Below are 19,715 nucleotides of genomic sequence, written 5' to 3'. Positions count from 1 at the left end.
CCCCCGCATATCAAAGAATCGGCGCACCTTGCCGACGCAACAGGAAAGACACAGCAGCATGGCAGCGCAAGACCCCAGCATGACCGGCCCGGACGGAGAGGCTTTCAACATTCGCGCGTCGACGTACTTCGTGCTGCAGGCCGAGCACCCCTGCGCGGCCTGCAGCAAACAGACGCGCGTGGCGGCGCTGGTCGTGCCGCCCGGTCATGAAAGCACCGAGGGTGAACTGGAGCTGGATGAAGACGACGCCGACAGCCCCGGCCTGGATCCGGAGGCGTTTCGGGACTGGCTGTTCGGGCCGGCGCAATGGCAGGCGATACCCGGCCCGGCGATGATCTCGTCGACCCGGGCGCTCGCCCCCGAGGTGGCGCACACCCTGCGCACGATTGCTCCGTTCTACCGCGAAAACCCGGCCCGATCCGGCGAATGGTCGAACTTTTGCGAGCATTGCGAGCAGCCGGTCTGGGACGGCGCGCTGTACCCGACGCCGGGCCAGCCCTTCTGCCCTCGGGATGCCGACGCGGCAGCGCGGATAGCCGCGCAACGGATCGATGCACCGTTTGCCGCCTTCTTCGGCATGTGCTGGACGGACAGCTACCGCAACAAGTGGCCCCTGTTCGCGCGCCTGGGCTACGAATGCAGCGAAGCGGAATGACCCTTTCTCAGGCGCTTTGCAGCAGATCCTGAGGCACTTCCAGCTGACGCGCCGGAATGGCGGTGATGGCGCTTTCGGTGGCGTTGGCGTCCGTGGTCAGATGCTGGATCAGATCAACCGTCGTGGAGCGCCGCGTCAGCATCATGCAGGTCACCTCGTCGCCCGCCACACGGGTGGCGTGCCAGCAGCCAGGCCGCATGCACACGCCCTGCCCCTGCGCCACATGAAAGGCCGCCAGCGTGGACAGGTCCGGCGTGCCGTCGGCGGCGCTGCGCGCCACGATCTGGATGATGCTGCCGGTCAGCGGAACGATCGCCTGTTGCGTCAGCAGATGCTTTTCAAGGCTGGCGACCTCAAGCGATTGGCTGCGGTAATTGACCCACAGCAGTTCGGCATCGCCGCCCGCGCCGGTGTTGAACTGGTGTTCGTGCCAGAAGTCGGTGGCCGGATGCGTGTACAACGGAACGCCGTTGCCGTCCGGCATAGGCTTGCCCAGCATCCACCCGTAGGCGTTGAAGGCATCAGGCGACAGATCGTGGATTTCAAGCTGCGTGTTGCTCGTCATGCGGGACCCTGTGATGGCTTAGCGCCGCGTTTGGGGAATTCGGCGTCGTAGTCGAAGTCCCCGCGCGCAATGGCCTCCAGGATGGCAACGCGCCGGTCGGCAGCGCGCTTGAGGTTGGCGGCGGTGGGCTTGACCCGGATACGCTCGACACAATGCCGGCCGTCGTGGAAGAACCCGATCTCGATGGACGATTCGGACGCGGGACGCACCCCTTCGAATCCCTTGCTCATCGCATGCTCTCCCTGTTGCCGATGGCAGACATGATAAACGCAACGATGTGACAGGATGCGCGCTGACATACACTGCCCTGATCCCCACACCCGAGGACCCGCAACATGGCTATCGACCTGACGTCGCACTATGTGTACCTGGACGCCTCCGGCGCCGCCGCCACCGTGACGGGCGGCGACGAGTTCTGGTCCCAATCCCCGGTAGACCTCGAACAATACGGGCGCGGCTGGCTGGTGTCCGAATACGAGTTCACCGCGGACTGGCCGCAATGGGAGATGCACCCCGGCGCCGACGAGATCGTGCGCCTGATGGCTGGCGCGGCCGAGCTGCACCTGGAATGGCCCACCGGCATTCAGGTGGTGAAGATGCTGGCCGGCGACGCCTACGTCATCCCCAAAGGGGCATGGCATACGGTCAAGGTCATGGAGCCTTGCCGCATGCTGCACATCACCATGGGCGCGGGCACGCAGCACCGGCTGGCGTAGCCGCGTCCCCGCTAGTTATCCCGCCGCGCCCGCTGGCCGTGCGCGCTGGATCTCGCGGTCGTCGATCGGCCAGTGCAAGGCGGCCGACAGCACGCCCAGCGCCATCGCGCCCAGCCAGATCAGGTCATAGGAACGCGTGGCCTCGAACACCACGCCGCCCAGCCACACGCCAAGGAACGAGCCGACCTGATGGCCAAAGAACACGAAGCCAAAGAGCGTCGTGATGTAGCGCACGCCGAACACCTGCGAGATGAGCCCATTGGTGAGCGGCACCGTGCCCAGCCACACAAACCCCATCACGGCCGCGAAAGCATAGACCGACCACGTGGATAGCGGCACGAGCACGAAGAGTGCAATCGCCGCGGTCCGCACCAGGTAGATGCCCGCGAGCAGATACTTGCGCCGATGATGCGCGCCAAGGATGCCGCAGACGTACGTGCCCATGACGTTGGTGAGCGCAATAATGGCCAGCGCCGCCACCGCGTCCGAGGCGCGCAGGCCCTTGTCCATCAGGTAGGCGGGCAGGTGCGTGCCGATGAACGCCAGTTGGAAGCCGCACGCCAGAAATCCCAGATTCAGCAGCCAGAAACCGGGGCGTGTGAAGGCCTCGCGGATGGCGTCAGACAGCGACAGGTTCGCGTCGGGCGCGGCCGCATCGCGCACGCGGTTCGCGGGCTCGCGCAGCGGAAACGCCAGCGGCAGCAAGACCATCAGCACCATCGCGAACACCAGCATCGCCGCGACCCAGCCCCAGCCGCCGATCAGCCATTGCGCCGCCGGCACCATCGTGAACTGTCCCAGGCCGCCAACCGCTCCCGCCACGCCCAACGCCCAGCTTCGGCGCTCCGGCGGCACCAGACGGCTGAGCGCGCCGTAGATGGCTGCGAATGCCGTGCCGGACAGCGCGATGCCGATGCACACGCCCGCCGTCCACATGAAGGCGGCGGGCGTCGTGGCATGCGCCATGCCGGCAAGGCCCAGCGCGTAGAACACCAACCCGCCGGCAATCACCTTGGCCGAGCCATAGCGGTCGGCAATCATGCCGGTGAAGGGCTGCACGATGCCCCACGTCAGGTTCTGCACGGCCAGGGCAATGGCGAAGGTCTCGCGGCTCCAGCCCCTGTCCATCGTGACGGGCAGGAGAAACAAGCCCTGCACATGGCGCACGCCCAGGGCAAGCCCCATGACGACGCCGCCGGCGAGGACCAGCAGCCAAAGCTGGGATGCGTCCAATGAAGGTTTTTGGGGGGTGGACATGGCGAACCTCTTGCAGGGGAACGTCGCCCCCGTCCGGGCGGGCAGTGGATGTATTACAGAACTGACGCGCGGGCGATTCAACCGATTAATTTTTGTCCGCTGCATGCGCGGGGGGAATGTGAGAGGAGCCGAAGGACCTCCACTTGCTTCAACAAATAAACAAAAATTACACTCCGTAATCCACACTAGGTATTTATGCTCAGGAGCGGCGAATGGCGGAGGTGTTTGAAAATCGAGAGGATGCCTATCAAGCCTGGCGTGAAGAAAACGCCGATGGCTTCGTACTGAACGCTCGTGCAAGCTCCAACACCCAATATGCAGTTTTGCACCTGGCCAGTTGTCGGCACATTTCGATTTATCAATCCGCGCACCAAGGTGATGCTTTTACGGGAAATGGCTACGTAAAAATCTGCTCGCCGCATGAACATGAGCTGATTCACTGGGCCGAGAATCACCGCCCCCTCGCTCGCGAAGTGCAGCGGTGCTCGGATTGTCTTGGCGTGTCGGCACGTCGCTCTTCTGAACCGCCCCGCTTCGTGGTCGGCGCGGACTATGACCGCAGAACAGAAATTCATGCTCCTTTTGGTGGTAGCGCCCAGAGCGGAATTTCCACTTCGAGCGTCTTTCCAGTGATTTTTTTATTCACTGGTGAAACGGGTGACCAATATGGATATCGCGACGGCCATACGCCCAGCGGAACATTTCTATACACGGGAGAAGGGCAAGTCGGGGACATGCAATTCGTCCGGGGCAACAAAGCCATTCAAGAGCATGCGGTTAACGGAAAGACGCTTCATTTGTTCGAAGCGCTTAGAAAGCCGCGCAAGCAACGGTACCTGGGCGAGTTCTCATTGATCCGAGCGCACACCGATAGAAGGGGGCCAGATCGCAACGGGGCCGAACGAAAGCTCATCATTTTCGAGCTTTTACCCGGAGGCAATACTGACGAACTGCCAGCCTCCTACGCTTCACCTGCCGAGGTGGGGCCGAGTTCCTCGCTTCGAGAGGCTCGCAACCTCGCTATTGCGGCGTTTGAAGCGCATCGAGGCAAAGGGACTAAGAGCACGGTTTACACCCAATATCAACGAAGCGAAGTGATTCGTTCATACGTTCTTAAGCGCGCGGATGGAATTTGTGAAAGCTGTGGTTCTCCCGCCCCCTTTAAACGAGTTGACGGATCTCCTTATCTCGAAGTGCATCACGTCCACCGTCTCTCAGATGGAGGCGTCGACCATCCCATCAATACGGCCGCGCTTTGCCCGGCGTGCCACAGGGAAGTTCATTTTGGGCGTGAAGGAACTGCAATCACAGAGCGATTAGTCAGAAGCATTGGCCTGAAAGAAGATATCTGAGCTGGTCGATGGCCCCTTACCTTCTTCTAGCGGCAAACGATCCTTATCCGACGCATAACCACGAAATCCGCTTATTTGGATGAAATTAGGCGAAATTGCGGGAAAATGCGACGCACCCGTGCTTGGTGTTAACGCTTCGTCCGCAATAGTTACATCTGCCGATCCGTCCCCGGGTACCCCTGGTTACAGTGCTGCCTTCCCAATCATTCGGCAGGCATCGAATCATGTGGCACGCCCGGTCTGGCTCTTTCATTTCCGCGGTCTTGCGCCGCGCCTGCAAGCCATGACGGCGGCGCCCTTCTTCAAGCCCTTGGCGCTGGTCGTGGCGCTGGCCGGGGTGACGCTGCTGGCGCCGGGCAACGCGCAGGCGCGGCCTGACTGGACGCAGCAGTGCTCTTACAGCAGCTATGGCGAAGGCGCGGGGACCATGTGCCACCAGCCTTACCAGGAAGGCCTGGCGGCGGTGCTCGTGGGCACCGCCGATGGCGAATCCGCGGCGTGGGGCTACATCGACAAGCAGGGCGTGATGTCGATTACGCCTGCGTATTCGGACGCCCGATCCTTCCAGAACGGGCTGGCCGCCGTCAGTCAGGATGAACGCTGGGGTTACATCGACAAGCGTGGACGCTGGGTCATCGAGCCGCGCTTTTCGGAAGCCACCGGCTTCAATGCCGAAGGCACGGCGCTGGCCGAGGAAGATGGCCGGGACGTGCTGATCGACCGGCAGGGCAAGGTCGTGAAGACCTTTCCGCTGGGCACGCGCACTGGCGGGTTCCAGCCCGGCCAAAAGCTCGCGGCGATGGAGATCCCTACCCCGCCGCGCCTTTTCAACACCGCAACCGGCAAACCGGCCACGCTGCCCGACGGCGTGATGGCGCTGGCCGAACCGACGGGCGACTATCTGCCGGCGCAATCGCGCGACTCGCGCTACGGCGGCTGGTGGGGATTGCTGGACCAAAGCGGCGCATGGGCGATCAGTCCGCAGGTGCTGCGCTCGCTCGCCCCGCCGCTGCGCGATGGCGACGTGCTGGCTGTGAACCGCGAACGCGCTTGGGAATTCGTGGATGCACGCGGCGAACCGCTGTCTGAACAGCGCTACGAACGCGTCGAATTGCTGGCGCCGGGCGTCTGGCTGGCGCGGCACGCCAAGGGCGGTTCGGTGCTGTTGGACAGCAAGCTTGAAACCCTGCACGCGTTCAAGAGCGACTATCTGGGCGTGCAGCGCCGCGACGGCTGGGGCTTTGCCGCCGAACCCGGCATGACGCTGCTGATCGATCCCGCAGGCAGCGTGCAGCTGCTCGCCCTGCGCAACGGCGACGTCAAGATTCATCAGGGACGCGCGTGGGTGTATGGCGTGCCTGTCTCTTCGGCAGGCGCTACCGGCGCCGGCATGGACGCCACCCGTGACGACATGAGCGCGGAAGACGAGGCCGCGGCGGCTGCGGTGGGTGCAGCCGTGCAGGCCGCGTCGCAAGCGGAGACCGCAGCCGCGATCCAGGATCCGCCGGTCGCAGCTGACGCCGCGGACGCCGCGAAGGAGGCGACCTACGCGGACGCAGCCCCAACCCCCGCAACGCCGTCAGAAGCGACCGCAGACGCTGCCATGGACGCGGCAATGGACGCCGCCAGCGACACCGCCACCGCAGCCGCCGACGCCGTGCAAAGCAGCGTCAACGCCGTCGCGGACGACGAGACGCTGCATCAAATCTACAACCCCGACGGCCTGGGCATCCTTGACGAAACCACCGTCGCCAAGCTGCGCGCCTACGACATCAGCGAGTTCCACTATGCGCGCAAATCCGCCGCCGATGCCGCTGCGCCGCTGGCCCTCCTGCGACCCAGCGAATATGACCAGCCGCTTGGCATCCTGACGGCGGCGGGCGATATCGTCACGAATCCAGACTGGGCAAACATCGACACCTACGACGTCACGCTGCCGATCGTGGCGCGTTCAAAGGCCGATCGGGCCGGCGCGGTCGGCGCGATCGGCGCGGACGGCACGTGGGCCATCGAGCCCCAGTACAGCGAAATGCGTCCCTTCAAAGGCCCCTACACCTGGGCCCGCACGAAGGACATGCTGCGCGGCGATGCGCTGCTCATCGATACCCGCGGCCAGACGGTGGCGGTTCCGGCCAACGTGCTGGAAGACGCATCGCGCCTCGACGGCGAACTGCTGCAATACCGTGCGGTGAACGAAAACCGCCAGCGCCGCATGGGCCTGTGGAACGTGCGCAAGGGTGCGCCCGTGCTCAAGCCCGCCTTCGATGAAGTCCAGGAGTTCGAGGACGACTGGGCCAAGGTGCGGGACAAGAATCGCTGGGGCGTGGTCAACCGCGAGGGTCAGTGGGTGGTGCCTGCCCGCTACAACGGCGCCTACGACCTGGAATACCTGGGCAACGGCATGATGCTGGCCGAAGCGCCCGAAGACACGCGCAAGCGCGGCGGCTACACCGAACGCGCCTATCGCGTCATCAACCTGCGCACCGGCAAGGCAAGCGAGCCGGTAGTAGGCAAGCCGCAGAAGCTGAAGGATGGGCGCTTTCTGGGCGAACTGGCCGACGCGAGCGCCGTGTTGTTCGACGCGCAAGGCGGCGCGATTCGTGTCTCCGACGGCCGTCCCGAAGACAAGCAGCAGTACGGCGACTGGCTTTACATCAAGTTCGACGAGCGCGAAGGCGCCATCGACGCGCGCGGCAACATGAAGGTGCCGGCGCGCTATGGAGAATTCAATCCTTTCTTCACCCAGCCCGAAGGCCTGGCGCGCGCCAACAGCGGCGCGGGCTATCGCGTGATCGACCAGACCGGCAAGACGATGCTGGAAAAATGGGGCGATGGCATGCCGCTGGCTTCGATGCAGCGCGTCGTATTCAACGACGACGAGGGCTCGTCCAGCATCCTGGTGGACCTCCAAGGACGCGAGATCGCGCGCCTGCCGGGCCGCCACGCCGTCGACTATGACAAAGCCAGCGAAGGCGTCGTGCCTTACAGCGATGGCGACAACAAGTACGGCTTCATCGACGCAAACGGCAAGCGCGTCGTGGGCGCGCACTTCAATCAGCTTGGCCCCTTGAAGGACGGCCTGGCGCGGGCCCGCCGCCTGGAACGCACCGGCAAGCTGTTCGGGTACGTCGACCTGAGCGGACGCTATGCGATTGCGCCGGCGTTCACGTGGGCCGACAACTTCCACGAAGGCCGCGCGCTGGTCCGCCGAAATCGGCTGATCGAGTACATCGACACCAAGGGCAACACGACCGCGCTGTTCGGCGTGCTGTGCGACACGATGGTGATCGTGGATGCGAAGGACCAGCAGAGCTGGCCGCCCCAGAAGCTCACCTGCCCCGAGGCCACCGGCGTCAAACCGCCCGTCGCCGAGACCGCCAACGCCAACGCAGAATAATCATGACGTCACGCGTGCTACGAACCACCCGCCTTGCCTGCGCCCTGGCCGCGCTGGGCGTATCCCTGTCCGCCCAGGCGCAGAACGGCTATATACCGTCGATGCACCTGTATTGCATGAGCGATGCGGAGTACCAGGCCTATCCGGCAGCCGACGACATTTCCTCGCGCAACCCCTTCGGCAACGGCTGCATCCGGGACCTGCACGACGGCCGCGCCGCGGTGCTGCTGCCGTCCGCCATCGAGAACATCGACCGCGTACCGCGCGACAACTCGCTGCGCCGCCACGCCTGGGGTTTTCTGGACCAGAACGGCCGCGTCGCGATCGAGCCGATCTTCGAGGCGGTTGGCGACTTCCGCCACGGGCTGGCCGCGGTGCGTTGGCAAGGCAAGTGGGGATACATCGACCGCAATGGCCGCATGGCCGTTCCGCCCCGCTTTGACGCGGTGCAGGACTTTGTCGAGATCGGACTGGCAGTTGTGACGCTGGACGGCAAGCCGCTGCTGATCGATCGCCAGGGCAATCCTGCGGGCGAACCGTTCGAGGACGTGGTGCGCGCGGTGCGCCTGTATGACGGCGTGCCCGCGCGCGCCACGGTCCAGTACAAGGAGGAATACCGCTCGGCCAAGGGCGAGCGGCGCTACGGCGGAACCGGCGTCGTGATCACGCGGCCGCTGGGCGACAAGGGCCTGTACATCGCCACCAATGGCGAGTCCAAGTACGGCGTGGTGGACAAGGACTGGAACTGGGTCGTGGAACCGGTGCTGGACGACATCTACGCGCAGGACAGCGGCAACCTGGCCACCGGCTATGGCCCGGATGGTTCCGTGCTGGTGACGGCGGACGGCAAACTGATCGGCGCGGACCAGCAATACGAAAGCATGAACCCCGTGGGCAAGGCTTTCTACAGCGCAGCGCTGCCGCGCCGCGCGGGGTTTGCGGTGCTGGACCGCGACGGCGCGGTGATTGCGACGCTGACGGACGCGGAAGGCCACGCATCCCAACGCTTTGCCGACACCATCGTGTACCCGTCCGGAGAAAACCTCGTGGCGCTGGTGCCGGGGCGCCCGCAGCCCCTGACGCTGGGCAAGGGCCTGTCGGCCGGCGACGAACGCGAAGGCTATGTGTTGTTCGTGGACGGCGCCAGCCGCACCGCGGGCGTACTGACGCCCACGGGCGCGTGGGTGCACGGCGACGCGGCGCCCGCGTGGCTGGCGGACGCCCGCCGCATGGAAACGCGCGAAGGCAATCTGTGGCTGTCCGACGCGCAAGGCGCGCTGCTCAATGTGCTGGACAAGAACGGCAAGGCGCTCCTCAAGCCCGAGATAGTGAAGACGCTTCAGAACCAGCAGCTTCAGTCACTGCCGGCCGGCGTGCCTGGCGCGCCGCTGGGCCTGCTGGGTCAAAGCCATTGCCACTGCGATGATGTCCAGGTGGGACTGCTGCTGGCCGACGGCAGCACGGTCACCGATCCGTCGTGGACCGCCGTGACGCCGCTGGACGACGCCGGCGAAGGCGCCGATCTCACGGCGGACCAGTTGCGCTATGCAGCCGAGACGGCCGACGGCATGGTGCTGCTGGATGCACGCGGCAAGCCGCTGGACCTGCCCGCGCAGCAGCACATCGGTATGTTCCGCCAGGGCTACGCGCAGGTGTATGGCGACGGCGTGGTACGCATGATCGACCGTGCCGGCAAGACGTTCGAACTGCCCGAGAACTTCGATACGCAGGTCGTCGCCCCGGGCGTGGTGCGCTATTTGAAGACGGCGGCCGACGGCGCGCCGTGGGGCCTGTACGACTTCGTCGCCGGCAAGGAGCTGGCCGCGCCGGCGTTCCGCAGCATCGGCGAGTTCCAGAACGGCCAGGCCGTCGCTTCGCTGGGCACGGGGCGCGTCGGCGTCATCGACCTGCAGGGGCGGTGGATCCTGCCGGCCAGCCATCAAGGCGCGGAACGCGTGAACGACACGCTGTGGCGCGTGACGCAGCCGGGCAAGCAAGAGAACGAATACGAACGTCCCGCCGCGGTCTTCAACACCAAGGGCAAGGCGCTGACCGCATTCATGCGCGGCTTACAGGTGGGTGATTTTGGAGACGGCTCGGTCAGCGCGGGCAATAGCGAGCGCCGCTGGATCATCTCGCCGGACGGCGAGGATGCGCTGGACATGAAGGACGCCGACTACGTCCGTCTGGGTGACTGGATGGAGATCCGCCGCGCCGACCGTCAGGGTTACCTGAACGCGAAGGGCGCCTGGCAGATAGCGCCGTCGTCCCGTATCGGCACCGCGTTCCAGGGCGCGCCGGCGCGCGCGCTGGCGACGGACGCGGCGGGCACGCACGTGATGGACGCCAGCGGCAAGATCCTCGCGACCCTGCCCAAGGGCGAATGGAGCTGGCCGTCGCGTTCCGACCTGCTGATCCGCCATTACTCGGCGGACCGCGGCACCATGACGGACTACACCGACCTCTCGGGCAAGACCCGGGTGACGGTCGAAGGCTTTGCGTCCGCGTTTTCGGAAGGACGCGCCGTGACGCAGCTGTCCGGCGGCGGGGCGCGTTGGGTGGATGCCAAGGGTGCGCTGACGGGACCGGCTTTCGACGCGCTGGGTCCGATGCGCGAAGGCCTGGCGCCCGCCAGCGAAGACCGCAGCTATGGCTACGTGAACGGCCAGGGCCAGTTCGCCATTCCAGCCGAGTTCCGGGCCTTGTCGGGCTTTACGGACCAACGCGCGGTGGTGTCCACGGAAGACGATTCGCGCATCATCGACCCCGCCGGCCAGATGCTGGCGCAGGTGAAGATGCAATGCGGCATCCGCACGCTGTACGGTGCGGCCGGCCAACGGCTGTGGCCGCTGCGCATGCCGCACGGCTGCAACCGCGCGGCGGCGTCTCGCGCCTACTGAGCGTCCAGCGCCAGATAGCGGCGGGTCTGCACGATCTCTTCGCGCTCCGCGAAGCTGGTCAGGCGATCCGCCAGCGCGCTGCTATCGCCCGTCTGCCCGATGGCCTGGAGCGTGGCCTGCATCGCGTGGATCGCCGCGCGCTGCAGGTCCGACGGGATAATCGCCAGGCGATAGCCCATCGCGGCCAGATCCGGCAGCGGCACCAGCGGCGTCTTGCCGCCGTAGAACATGTTGATGAGTTTCAGGCCCGGCAACCGTTCAGCAATGGCGCGGATCTGCGCCAGCGTCTCGGGCGCCTCGACAAAGATCATGTCGGCGCCGGCCTTCAGGTACAGCTCGGCGCGCGCGATGGCGGCGTCAAAGCCTTCGACCGCAATGGCGTCCGTGCGCGCGATGACCAGCGTGTCCGCGTCGGCAAGCGTCTGGCGCGCGATGTGGACCTTGCGGGCCATCTCGGCGGCGTCCACCAGACTCTTGTCGTCCAGATGGCCGCAGCGCTTTGGAAAGGACTGGTCTTCGATATGGAACGCCGCCACGCCCGCGCGTTCCATCGTGCGCACCGTGCGTTCAACATTGGCCGATCCGCCGAATCCGGTGTCCGCATCCGCGATCACCGGCAGGCCGCTGGCCTCGACGATCTTTTCAACGCGGTCCATGACTTCGGTAAAGCTGAGCAGTCCGATGTCCGGATAGCCGGCGGCGCGCGCAATGGCGCCGCCGCTGGCGTACACCGCTGGAAACCCGGCCGCGGCGACCAGGCGGGCCGATAGGCCGTCGTATGCGCCGGGCGCCACCACGATGCTGTCGGCAAGGTGCTGGCGCAGTCGCGCGCCGGGGGATGGATTGGCAGTCATGATGGGCGTTCCTTCATTCCGGAGATCTGATGCCTGCATGATCGGCGCGCGCCATTAGAATGTCCAATATATTGAAAATTGCTTATCAGTACTTTTTGGATATCAAAATGGAACTGCGCCATCTGCGCTATTTCGTCGTCACTGCCGAAGCCCAGCATTTCACGCGCGCGGCCGAACTGCTGAACATGGCGCAGCCGCCGCTCAGCCAGCAGATCCGCCAGCTTGAACAGGAAGTCGGCACACCGCTGTTTGACCGCATGGGCCGCGGCGTGGCGCTGAACGACGCGGGACGCGCATTCCTGGCGTGCGCCCAGGACATCCTGCAACGCGCGGACGCCGCAGTGCGCACGGCCCAGCGCGCCGCGCGCGGCGAAGTCGGTGAACTGACATTGGGGTTTACCGAATCAGCGTCCTTCAATGGCGTGGTGACCGAGCTGATCCGGCAATATCGCGAGCGCTATCCGGAGGTCGAGATGACGCTGTCTCAGGGGGATAGTGAAACGCTGGTGGCGCAGTTGCGCGACGGTACGATCGACGCCGCGTTCGTGCGTCCGCCTTTCGCGCTGGATGGCGGGTTGGCGTTCACGCAGTTGGTCGAGGAGCCGCTGGTGGCGGCGCTGCCGCTGGGTCATGCGCTGGCGCGCCGCAAGCGCGTCGCCCCCGCCGACCTGCAGCACGAGACCTTCATTCTGTATTCGCGCAAATCGGGCTATGGACTCAGCGCGGACATCATGGCGGCGTGCCGGCAGCACGGGCTGAGTCCGCGCATCGGGCAACAAGCGCCGCAGTTGTCGTCGGCGGTGAACCTGGTGGCGGCGGGCATGGGCGTGGCCATCGTGCCGGCGTCGCTGCGTCACCTGCGGCCGGATGGCGTGGTGTATCGGCCGTTTGCGCTGGAATGGCCGCGCGCGGTGCTGGGGTTGGCTTTGCGCGACACGGCGGGTGGACGGGCGGCGAATCTGCTGGCGCTGGCGCGGACCGCCCGCAAGTCCTGACGCTCAATCGTCGTGCGATTCATGCACGGCGACCGCGCCGCGCTTCCAGTAGCTGGCCGCGCGAATGCGGCTCTTGTCGATGCCGTGCTGCGCCACCATGATTTCGCGCACGGCTTTTGCCGTGGCCGATTCTGCCGCCACCCACACATAGCCTTCGCCTGACGGCAGCGCCAGTTCGCGTGCCGCTTCCAGCAGCAGCGTGCTGTAGCCGGGCGCCGTTCCGTTGCGATGCAGCCAGCGCACCGATGCCTTCGCGGCCGTTTGCAGCGGGATTTCGTTGGTCGCCCCCGGCACTTCGATCAGCACCAGCGCCTGCGCCGAGGCCGGCAGTTCTTCCAGCCGCCGTGCGATGGCGGGCAATGCGGTCTCGTCGCCGATCAGCACATGCCAGTCGAACGCCGTCGGCACCACAAACGAACCGCGCGGGCCGCCGATGCCCAGTTGCTGACCAGGCGCGGCTTGTTCGGCCCATGTCGACGCGGGGCCATCGCCGTGCAGCACGAATTCGATTTCCAGTTCCTGACGCGCCGTATCGAAGCGGCGCGGCGTGTAGTCGCGCGCCGCGGGCCGCGCCACGCCTTCAGGAAACTTGATGCCGTCGGGCCCGGCCGTGGGCAGCACGGGCGGCTGCGAGGGATCGGCGGGAAAGAAGATCTTCACGTGGTCATCAAATGATGCGGACACGAAATCCTGCAGGTCTTCGCCGGTGAAGGTGACGCGCGCCAGCAGGCCGGCAATGCGTTCGACGCGCGCCACGGTCAGCGTGCGCATCTTGAGGGTGTGGCGCACACGCGCCACGGTCAGGTCGCTTTGAGTCATGGAAACTCCAGTAGGGTGGGACGGGATCACGCGCCGGATTTGCCGGTGATCTCGTCGGTCGCACGCGCCAGGATGGCCGCGATGCGTCGTTGTTCTGCAGGCGAGGCGTCGGTACGGTCCAGAAGCGCGCGCTTGAGCGCCTGGCGCGCCTCCACGAACTCCGGCAGCCAGCCGGTGCGGGCGTCCTCGCCCTCCGGGCCGGTGGTACGCGGCTGGCCGCTCCAGGCCTGGCGCATGTAGTCCATCTTGCGCGCGACATGCTTGAGCTTGTTGAACATCAGCGTCAGGCGGTCGCGGTTGGCGTCCAGATGCGCCTTGCCCGGTTCCGCCAGGTGATAGCGCTTCTTGGCGCCCTCTTGCTCGACGGTGGCGTAGCCCAGCTCTTCCAGATACGTCAGCGCGGGGTAGACCATGCCGGGGCTGGGCGTATAGAAACCGTTGCTGAGCGCGCCCAATGCCTTGATGAGTTCGTAGCCGTGGCTGGGGTTCTGTTCCAGCAGTCCGAGCAGCATCAATTGCAGGTCGTCGCTGGATACTTTGCGGCTGCGAGCGAAGCCGCGTCCGTCGCCCCCGAACCCGTCCGCATCGCCGCGGCCGTCGGGGGAACCGGAAAACCAGTCGCCACCCGCGCTGGCGTGACGCGGGTGGCGGTGACTGGGGTGGTGGTGGCCATGGTGGGGACGATCATGGTGCGGGTGTTCGCGGAAAGCCGTTTGGCGCATAGATAGCTCTTACGATATGTCTTACGATAGCTCGTACGATATACCCGCGTCGTCTGTCGCGTCAAATCCCCTGCCAATGTCTTGTGCTGGCGCCCCCGAAAAATCCTACTCCGAGGGCGCCAGCGGCACAGCTGGACCCGCCTGCACCCATCGCGCGAAGTCGGCGGCACGGGGTTCATCCGGCGCGGGCGCATAGACGACCAATCGCAAATGCCGGCTTTCATCGACACTCAAGGTGGCGTGCTCGAACGCGATATCGCCCAGCGCTTCCACATGCAGCGTGCGCAGTCCCATGCACGTGCCATGCACGTCGTGCTCGCGCCACCACGACTGGAATTCGGGCGACACACGTTCCAATTCATCAACCAGTTCAGCGATATCGGACACGCCGGTCGCGCTGGCGAAATCGCGCCGGAACGAGGACAGCATGCGGGGCGCTTGCGCCGTCCAGTCCACAAAGCGTTCACGCATCGCGGGGTCCACGAACAGCATCCAGAGGAGGTTGCGCCGTCCCGGCGCCTGCCCGGAAAAATTGAACACCTTGTCCGCGGCGGCATTCCACACGACGACGTCCCAACGCAGGTTCAGGATGTAGGCGGGCCGCGCGGGCAGGTCATCCATCAAGCGGCGAACCTGCGCGGGCACGGTGCACCACGTGCGGCCGATCTCGGCCGGCGGGCGCTGGTGCGCCAGCAGATACAGGTGGCGGCGCTCGGCGTCGTCCAACCGCAGCACGCGCGCCAGGTTTTCGAGAAAGGTGGCCGACACGCTGATGTTGCGCCCCTGTTCAAACCACGTGTACCAGGCCAGTCCGACGCCGGCCAGCGCCGCCACTTCCTCGCGGCGCAACCCCGGCGTGCGGCGGCGGCGGCCGGGCGGAAGCCCCAGGTCAGCGGGAGTGAGCCGTTCCCGGCGCAGGCGCAGGAATTCGGACAGGTCGGCGCGGGTGCGGTCCAGACGGCGTGAAATGGCGGATTCGGTCATGACGGGGTTGCACGGAGTAATAGCATAAACAGCTAAATTGTATAAGGCTAAAGGCCCGCCCAGAATAGCGCCGATCCTGACTTTTTGGACGCTTTCATGTCGACCACCACCCTTCCCGCCACGCCGTCGGCCGCTCCTGCCGACCCCGCTTCGCCACGACTCGGCAAGCTCGGCCTGGCAGTGCTGCTATCCGGCGGCTTCATCACGATCTTCGACCTGTTCGTCGTGAACGTGGCCATCCCCAGCATGCAGGCCACGCTGTCGGCCAGCTTCGCGCAGATCAACTTCATCATCGCCGCCTATGAACTGGCGTATGGCGTGCTGCTCATCGCGGGCAGCCGGTTGGGCGACCGCCATGGCAGGCGACGGCTGTTCATGCTGGGCATGGCGGGCTTTGCGGTGGCGTCCGCGCTGTGCGGCCTGGCGCCCACGCCGGACACGCTGATCGCCGCGCGCATCCTGCAGGGCGCCGCCGCGGCCCTGCTGTTTCCGCAGGTGTATGCGCTGATCCGCGTCAGCTTCGAGGGGCATGCGCGGCGCCGGGCGTTCGGGCTGCTGGGCATGACGCTGGGCCTGGCCGCCATCGCCGGGCAGGTGCTGGGCGGTTGGATCGTCCATGCGGATCTGTTCGGGTTGGCGTGGCGTGCCATCTTTCTGATCAATCTGCCGCTGGGGCTGCTGGCGTGCTGGCTTGCCCGGCACATCCCCGAATCCGCCGAACCCTCGGGCGCGGCGATGGACTGGCCCGGCGCCGCGCTCGTGGGCCTGGGGTTGGCGTTGCTGCTGCTGGCGTTGATCGAAGGCCCCGCCCAGCAATGGCCCGCCTGGACGCTCGTCTGCGGCGGGGCATCGGTGGTTGCGCTGGCAGCCTTCGTGCGGTTGCAGCGCCGGGTCGCCGCGCGCGGCGGCGTGCCGCTGGTGGACATGGCCTTGCTGACGCAGCCGCGCTTTGCGGAGGGGTGCCTCGTCGTGATGCTGGTGTTCTCCACCGCCAGCGCCATGTTTCTTTGCTACGCCTTGCTGGTGCAGACGGGCTTTGGCCTGGATGCGTTGACGGCCGGCATGATCTTCGCGCCGGCCAGCGTCGGATTCGTGGCGGGATCGATGATCGCGCCAAGACTGGTCGCCCGCTACGGCACGCGCGCGATCGCGCTGGCCGCGCTGTTGTACGGCGGGGCGACGGCGGCGCTGATGATGCACACCGGCATCGCCGGCGCCAGCCTGTCGCCGTGGACGCTGCTGCCTGCGCTGGTGTGGCTGGGCGCGGCGCAAGGCGCGGTCAACACGCCGCTGGTCAACCTGGCGATGGGGCTGGTCGACGACCGCCAGGCCGGCATGGCGGCGGGCGTGGTGTCGACCTTGCAGCAGGTGGGCGCCGCGTTGGGGGTGTCGGCGGCAGGCATGCTGTATGGCGGTGCGTTGGAGGCTTACGCGGAAGCCAGCGCGGCCGAGCGCCATGCGCAGGCGTTCGCATCGGCCATGCAGTTCAATGTCGCAGCCATTCTGGTGGCGGCCGTCTTGCTGTGGCGGCTGGGCCGTCATCGCTGACGGCCCGTTGCCGCGCCGGGGCCTTTATCCCGCGGACAACTCGCGGGCGCGCTGCTGCGCCTTGTGCACAGCCTCGGTGATGGCCTGGGCCACGCCCGCCTGCTGCATGTGCGACAGGGCGGCGTAGGTGGTGCCGCCCTTGGAAGTGACGCGCTCCTGCAATTCGGTCAACGGCACGTCTTCGCTGGCGGCCAGTTCCGCCGCGCCGCGGAAGGCGGCGACAGCCAGCCGGCGCGCATCGGCGGGCGCAAAGCCCAATTCGACGGCGCCCTTTTCCAGCGCCGCCATGAAATGGAACACGTAACCGGGGCCGCTGCCCGTCACCGCAGTGACGGCGTCGATCATGGCTTCGGATTCGGTCCAGATGCGTTCGCCGACCGCCGCGAACAGCGCGTCGACCTGATCGCGCTGGGCCTGCTCGCAAGCCGGCGTGGCGAAGAGGCCGGTCATGCCCAGGCCCACCTTGGCCGGCGTGTTGGGCATGGCGCGAACGATGCGCGCGTGCCCGCCCAGCCATTCCGACAACGCAGCCAGCTCGACGCCCGCCGCGATGCTGACCACGGTGGCCTCGGCCGGCAGATACTGCCGGACCTGGCCGCAGGCTTCGCGCAGCACTTGCGGTTTGGTGGCCAGCACACACAGGGCGGCGTCGCCGATGTCGGCACTGACCCTTTCCTGGCAGGGCAAGCCGCGTGCGACCAGCGCCTCGCGCGTCGGCGCGTAGGGTTCGATCACCAGAAAATCGGTCAACGCCCGGCCCTGGCCGATCAGTCCGTCGATGATGGCGGAGGCCATATTGCCGCCGCCGATGAAGACAATTTTTTCACGCATGTTGCTTCAGTTCCGAAGTAGGGATTGCGGACCGGACCGGCATGGGTACATTGCCGGCGCGCGGATCATTGATGCCACAGTCTACGGGCTTTCCGGGGCGTCACGCCCCCGCCAGCGGCACGCCCGCCTGCGATGACGACCGCGTGCCCGGCAGCGGATGGCAGGACTCGGGGTGGTAGGTATGAACCACCGACAGCTTCACGCGGTCGCTGCTGTTGCCCTGCGCGGCGTGCAAGGTGCGGCAGTGAAAGAACACCACATCGCCCGCTTGCAGTTCCGAACAGACGGCGCGCGCGATCCAGTCGGCGTTCTGCGGCACGTCTTCGCGGAAAAATTTCTTGTCGTCGAACTGGTCCGGCGTAAATGCCGCCGCGTGCGAGCCCGGAATGAACGACAGCCCGCCATTGGCGCGCGTCTCCGGCCCCAGGGCCAGCCAACAGGACACCAGATCCGTATCCGAGAACGACCAATAGCGGATGTCCTGATGCCAGCCCGTCAGGCTGCCGTACGCCGGGTGCTTGGTCATCACACAGTTGTGGTGCACGGTGGACAGCACCGGCGTCTCGTTGAAATAGCGCTTCAGCCACTGGCCGATGCGCGGATCGGTGGCCCATTGGGCAAACAGGGGGTCGCGCGCGTAGGCGTTGAGCAGGCGGCGCACGGTCAGGCCGCCCTCAGCGCTGCGCGATTGCGGCGCGCCGGGATAGCGCAGGTCGGCTTCGTATTCGATGGGTGCGACGTGATCGCGCAAATGGCGTTCAGCCAGCGCACGCAGCGCGGCAACCTGCTCCGGGTTGGCGAACTGGCGCGCCACCACGAAGCCCTGCTCGCGCAGGACGGCTATCTGATCATCAGGCAATAACCCGGACATCTTGATCCTCACAGCCCGCGGCGTAGGCGGCGCGTCTGCGGGCGGGCAGGCGCGCACCGGGCAAGGCGCCGGTCACGCGGGATGGCTAGATTACCAAATGGCAAGGCCGCCGGGCGGCTCCCGCGTCCTCAGCCCGCTGGCGTCTTCTCGGGGCGGACCGGCGGCGGCGTCAGCCGGGCGGCGTCGCGCTCCTGGACCTCGTGGTGCACCCATTCGCGCCAGACGGCCACCAGCAGCGCCATCAGCACCGGACCCACGAACAATCCCACGATGCCCATGGTCTTCACGCCACCCACCAGGCCGAAGAAGGTCGGCAGGAACGGCAGCTTGACGGGACCGCCCACCAGACGCGGGCGCAGGGTCTTGTCGACGATGAAGAGTTCGACGCTGCCCCAGACCATCAGCGCAATGCCTGCGACCACATGGCCCGAGCCCACCAGATACAAAGACACCAGCGTGAACGACAACGGCGCGCCACCGGGAATCAGCGCCATGAACCCGGTGACCACGCCCAGCAGCACGGGCGACGGCACACCCGCGACCCAGTAGGCGATGCCCAGCACCACGCCTTCGCCCAGCGCGATCAGGCCCATGCCGGTGACGGTGGAATTGATGGTGGCCGGGACCACGCGCGAAAAGCGCTGCCAGCGGGCGGGCAGAATGCGCTCGCCCAGCACGTCCAGCTGCGCGACCATGCGGATGCCGTCCTTGTAGACGAAGAACAGCGTAATCAGCATGAAGAGAACGGTCAGCAGCAACTGGAACACGTTGCCCGTGGCGGCCAGCGCCATGCGGTAGATGTTGCCCAGGTGTTCGCCGCTGACGGCTTCGACCAGCGCGCCCAGCGCGTGGGGCTGGCCGATATAGGATTGCCAGTACTGTCCCAGGCGATCGCCCACCACCGGCAGAGACGAAATCCACGCGGGCACGTCCACGCCGTGGCGGTTGGCCGCGATGGCCCAGGCGACAAACGCGCTGGCTTCCTTGATGGCATAGGACAGGGCCAGCGACAACGGGACGATCAGCACCACGACGACGACCAGCAGCGCCAGCGACGCGGCAACCGCCGTGCGGCCGCCGCAACGGACGACGAGGCGTTGGTACAGGGGCCAGCTGGCCAGGCCGATGATCAGCGCCGCCAGGGCCGGAACCAGGAATCCGCTAAGAAAGTAAACCCCCGCCAACAGCACAAGCAGCAACAGCCAACGGGCGATCAGGTAGGCGGGTAGAACAGGCTGCATAGCGGATC

The 19,715-nt window shown here is 66.2% G+C and carries 17 protein-coding genes; 7 read left to right on the top strand and 10 right to left on the bottom strand.

What is annotated here, in order from left to right; all coding sequences use genetic code 11:
* The first annotated feature begins 58 nt into the window (after positions 1–58).
* Positions 59–655 (top strand): hypothetical protein, encoded by a 597-nt coding sequence (locus KW836_RS06475; protein ID WP_218342748.1) that lies wholly within the window; start codon positions 59–61, stop codon positions 653–655.
* Between the two features lie 7 nt (positions 656–662).
* Here the strand turns inward: KW836_RS06475 and KW836_RS06470 are convergent, their stop codons facing one another.
* Both KW836_RS06470 and KW836_RS06465 read right to left on the bottom strand, forming a co-directional pair.
* Positions 663–1,220, bottom strand: a complete 558-nt coding sequence (locus tag KW836_RS06470; RefSeq protein WP_175122261.1) for an ureidoglycolate lyase — start codon at positions 1,218–1,220, stop codon at positions 663–665.
* The gene (locus KW836_RS06465) at positions 1,217–1,450 is read right to left on the bottom strand and encodes an Arm DNA-binding domain-containing protein (protein ID WP_175122260.1); all 234 of its coding nucleotides are present in this window, start codon (positions 1,448–1,450) and stop codon (positions 1,217–1,219) included. The genes KW836_RS06470 and KW836_RS06465 overlap by 4 nt, the downstream gene beginning before the upstream one ends.
* Positions 1,451–1,555: 105 nt before the next feature.
* Here KW836_RS06465 and KW836_RS06460 point away from each other — a divergent pair, with 105 nt between their 5' ends.
* A complete protein-coding gene (locus KW836_RS06460; RefSeq protein WP_218342747.1) occupies positions 1,556–1,936 on the top strand; it encodes a cupin domain-containing protein in 381 nt (126 codons plus the stop codon).
* A gap of 15 nt (positions 1,937–1,951) precedes the next feature.
* On the opposite strand, the gene KW836_RS06455 is transcribed toward KW836_RS06460, so the two are convergent.
* Positions 1,952–3,193, bottom strand: coding sequence for an MFS transporter (locus KW836_RS06455; protein ID WP_218342746.1), 1,242 nt, complete (start codon positions 3,191–3,193; stop codon positions 1,952–1,954).
* 212 nt (positions 3,194–3,405) lie between these two features.
* Here KW836_RS06455 and KW836_RS06450 point away from each other — a divergent pair, with 212 nt between their 5' ends.
* The 3 genes from KW836_RS06450 to KW836_RS06440 all read left to right on the top strand — a co-directional run bounded on the left by KW836_RS06450 (position 3,406) and on the right by KW836_RS06440 (position 10,842).
* Positions 3,406–4,545: an HNH endonuclease signature motif containing protein gene (locus tag KW836_RS06450; protein ID WP_218342745.1), complete on the top strand. Its 1,140-nt coding sequence runs from the start codon at positions 3,406–3,408 to the stop codon at positions 4,543–4,545.
* Between the two features lie 226 nt (positions 4,546–4,771).
* Positions 4,772–7,942, top strand: a complete 3,171-nt coding sequence (locus KW836_RS06445) for a WG repeat-containing protein (protein WP_370632984.1) — start codon at positions 4,772–4,774, stop codon at positions 7,940–7,942.
* Between the two features lie 2 nt (positions 7,943–7,944).
* On the top strand, positions 7,945–10,842 hold the full coding sequence (locus KW836_RS06440; protein ID WP_218342744.1) for a WG repeat-containing protein: 2,898 nt from the start codon (positions 7,945–7,947) through the stop codon (positions 10,840–10,842).
* On the opposite strand, the gene KW836_RS06435 is transcribed toward KW836_RS06440, so the two are convergent.
* Positions 10,836–11,696 (bottom strand): oxaloacetate decarboxylase, encoded by an 861-nt coding sequence (locus KW836_RS06435; protein WP_218342743.1) that lies wholly within the window; start codon positions 11,694–11,696, stop codon positions 10,836–10,838. The two genes, KW836_RS06440 and KW836_RS06435, sit on opposite strands and share 7 nt — an antisense overlap.
* Before the next feature lie 107 nt (positions 11,697–11,803).
* Between KW836_RS06435 and KW836_RS06430 the strand changes: the two genes are divergently transcribed.
* Positions 11,804–12,691: a LysR family transcriptional regulator gene (locus KW836_RS06430; protein WP_218342742.1), complete on the top strand. Its 888-nt coding sequence runs from the start codon at positions 11,804–11,806 to the stop codon at positions 12,689–12,691.
* A gap of 3 nt (positions 12,692–12,694) precedes the next feature.
* Here KW836_RS06430 and KW836_RS06425 read toward each other — a convergent pair whose 3' ends face one another.
* From KW836_RS06425 to KW836_RS06415, 3 genes are all read right to left on the bottom strand, one after another.
* Positions 12,695–13,510 carry a siderophore-interacting protein gene (locus tag KW836_RS06425; RefSeq protein ID WP_218342741.1) on the bottom strand — a complete coding sequence of 272 codons (816 nt, stop codon included), beginning with the start codon at positions 13,508–13,510 and terminating at the stop codon, positions 12,695–12,697.
* A gap of 26 nt (positions 13,511–13,536) precedes the next feature.
* On the bottom strand, positions 13,537–14,232 hold the full coding sequence (locus KW836_RS06420) for a PadR family transcriptional regulator (RefSeq protein WP_255595148.1): 696 nt from the start codon (positions 14,230–14,232) through the stop codon (positions 13,537–13,539).
* Positions 14,233–14,337: 105 nt separating this feature from the next.
* On the bottom strand, positions 14,338–15,216 hold the full coding sequence (locus KW836_RS06415) for a helix-turn-helix transcriptional regulator (protein WP_218342740.1): 879 nt from the start codon (positions 15,214–15,216) through the stop codon (positions 14,338–14,340).
* Positions 15,217–15,312: 96 nt separating this feature from the next.
* Here KW836_RS06415 and KW836_RS06410 point away from each other — a divergent pair, with 96 nt between their 5' ends.
* A complete protein-coding gene (locus tag KW836_RS06410) occupies positions 15,313–16,764 on the top strand; it encodes an MFS transporter (RefSeq protein WP_218342739.1) in 1,452 nt (483 codons plus the stop codon).
* A gap of 24 nt (positions 16,765–16,788) precedes the next feature.
* Here KW836_RS06410 and proC read toward each other — a convergent pair whose 3' ends face one another.
* From proC to KW836_RS06395, 3 genes are all read right to left on the bottom strand, one after another.
* The gene (gene proC / locus KW836_RS06405; protein WP_218342738.1) at positions 16,789–17,595 is read right to left on the bottom strand and encodes a pyrroline-5-carboxylate reductase; all 807 of its coding nucleotides are present in this window, start codon (positions 17,593–17,595) and stop codon (positions 16,789–16,791) included.
* A 100-nt stretch (positions 17,596–17,695) separates the two neighbouring features.
* Positions 17,696–18,466, bottom strand: a complete 771-nt coding sequence (locus KW836_RS06400; protein ID WP_218342737.1) for a phytanoyl-CoA dioxygenase family protein — start codon at positions 18,464–18,466, stop codon at positions 17,696–17,698.
* A 128-nt stretch (positions 18,467–18,594) separates the two neighbouring features.
* Positions 18,595–19,707: an AI-2E family transporter gene (locus KW836_RS06395; RefSeq protein WP_056559631.1), complete on the bottom strand. Its 1,113-nt coding sequence runs from the start codon at positions 19,705–19,707 to the stop codon at positions 18,595–18,597.
* Positions 19,708–19,715 lie beyond the last annotated feature (8 nt).

The sequence above is a fragment of the Achromobacter sp. ACM05 genome (genome assembly GCF_019218915.1).
Taxonomy (GTDB): Bacteria; Pseudomonadota; Gammaproteobacteria; order Burkholderiales; family Burkholderiaceae_B; genus Achromobacter; species Achromobacter animicus.
The sequence above is the reverse complement of the archived record's forward strand: the minus strand, read 5'-3'. Positions and strand labels throughout refer to the sequence as shown.

Coding starts and splice junctions, on each gene's coding strand:
- KW836_RS06475 (WP_218342748.1), top strand. CDS start 59: ATGGCAGCGCAAGACCCCAGCATGACCGGCCCGGACGGAGAGGCTTTC.
- KW836_RS06470 (WP_175122261.1), bottom strand. CDS start 1,220: ATGACGAGCAACACGCAGCTTGAAATCCACGATCTGTCGCCTGATGCC.
- KW836_RS06465 (WP_175122260.1), bottom strand. CDS start 1,450: ATGAGCAAGGGATTCGAAGGGGTGCGTCCCGCGTCCGAATCGTCCATC.
- KW836_RS06460 (WP_218342747.1), top strand. CDS start 1,556: ATGGCTATCGACCTGACGTCGCACTATGTGTACCTGGACGCCTCCGGC.
- KW836_RS06455 (WP_218342746.1), bottom strand. CDS start 3,193: ATGTCCACCCCCCAAAAACCTTCATTGGACGCATCCCAGCTTTGGCTG.
- KW836_RS06450 (WP_218342745.1), top strand. CDS start 3,406: ATGGCGGAGGTGTTTGAAAATCGAGAGGATGCCTATCAAGCCTGGCGT.
- KW836_RS06440 (WP_218342744.1), top strand. CDS start 7,945: ATGACGTCACGCGTGCTACGAACCACCCGCCTTGCCTGCGCCCTGGCC.
- KW836_RS06435 (WP_218342743.1), bottom strand. CDS start 11,696: ATGACTGCCAATCCATCCCCCGGCGCGCGACTGCGCCAGCACCTTGCC.
- KW836_RS06430 (WP_218342742.1), top strand. CDS start 11,804: ATGGAACTGCGCCATCTGCGCTATTTCGTCGTCACTGCCGAAGCCCAG.
- KW836_RS06425 (WP_218342741.1), bottom strand. CDS start 13,510: ATGACTCAAAGCGACCTGACCGTGGCGCGTGTGCGCCACACCCTCAAG.
- KW836_RS06420 (WP_255595148.1), bottom strand. CDS start 14,232: ATGCGCCAAACGGCTTTCCGCGAACACCCGCACCATGATCGTCCCCAC.
- KW836_RS06415 (WP_218342740.1), bottom strand. CDS start 15,216: ATGACCGAATCCGCCATTTCACGCCGTCTGGACCGCACCCGCGCCGAC.
- KW836_RS06410 (WP_218342739.1), top strand. CDS start 15,313: ATGTCGACCACCACCCTTCCCGCCACGCCGTCGGCCGCTCCTGCCGAC.
- proC (WP_218342738.1), bottom strand. CDS start 17,595: ATGCGTGAAAAAATTGTCTTCATCGGCGGCGGCAATATGGCCTCCGCC.
- KW836_RS06400 (WP_218342737.1), bottom strand. CDS start 18,466: ATGTCCGGGTTATTGCCTGATGATCAGATAGCCGTCCTGCGCGAGCAG.
- KW836_RS06395 (WP_056559631.1), bottom strand. CDS start 19,707: ATGCAGCCTGTTCTACCCGCCTACCTGATCGCCCGTTGGCTGTTGCTG.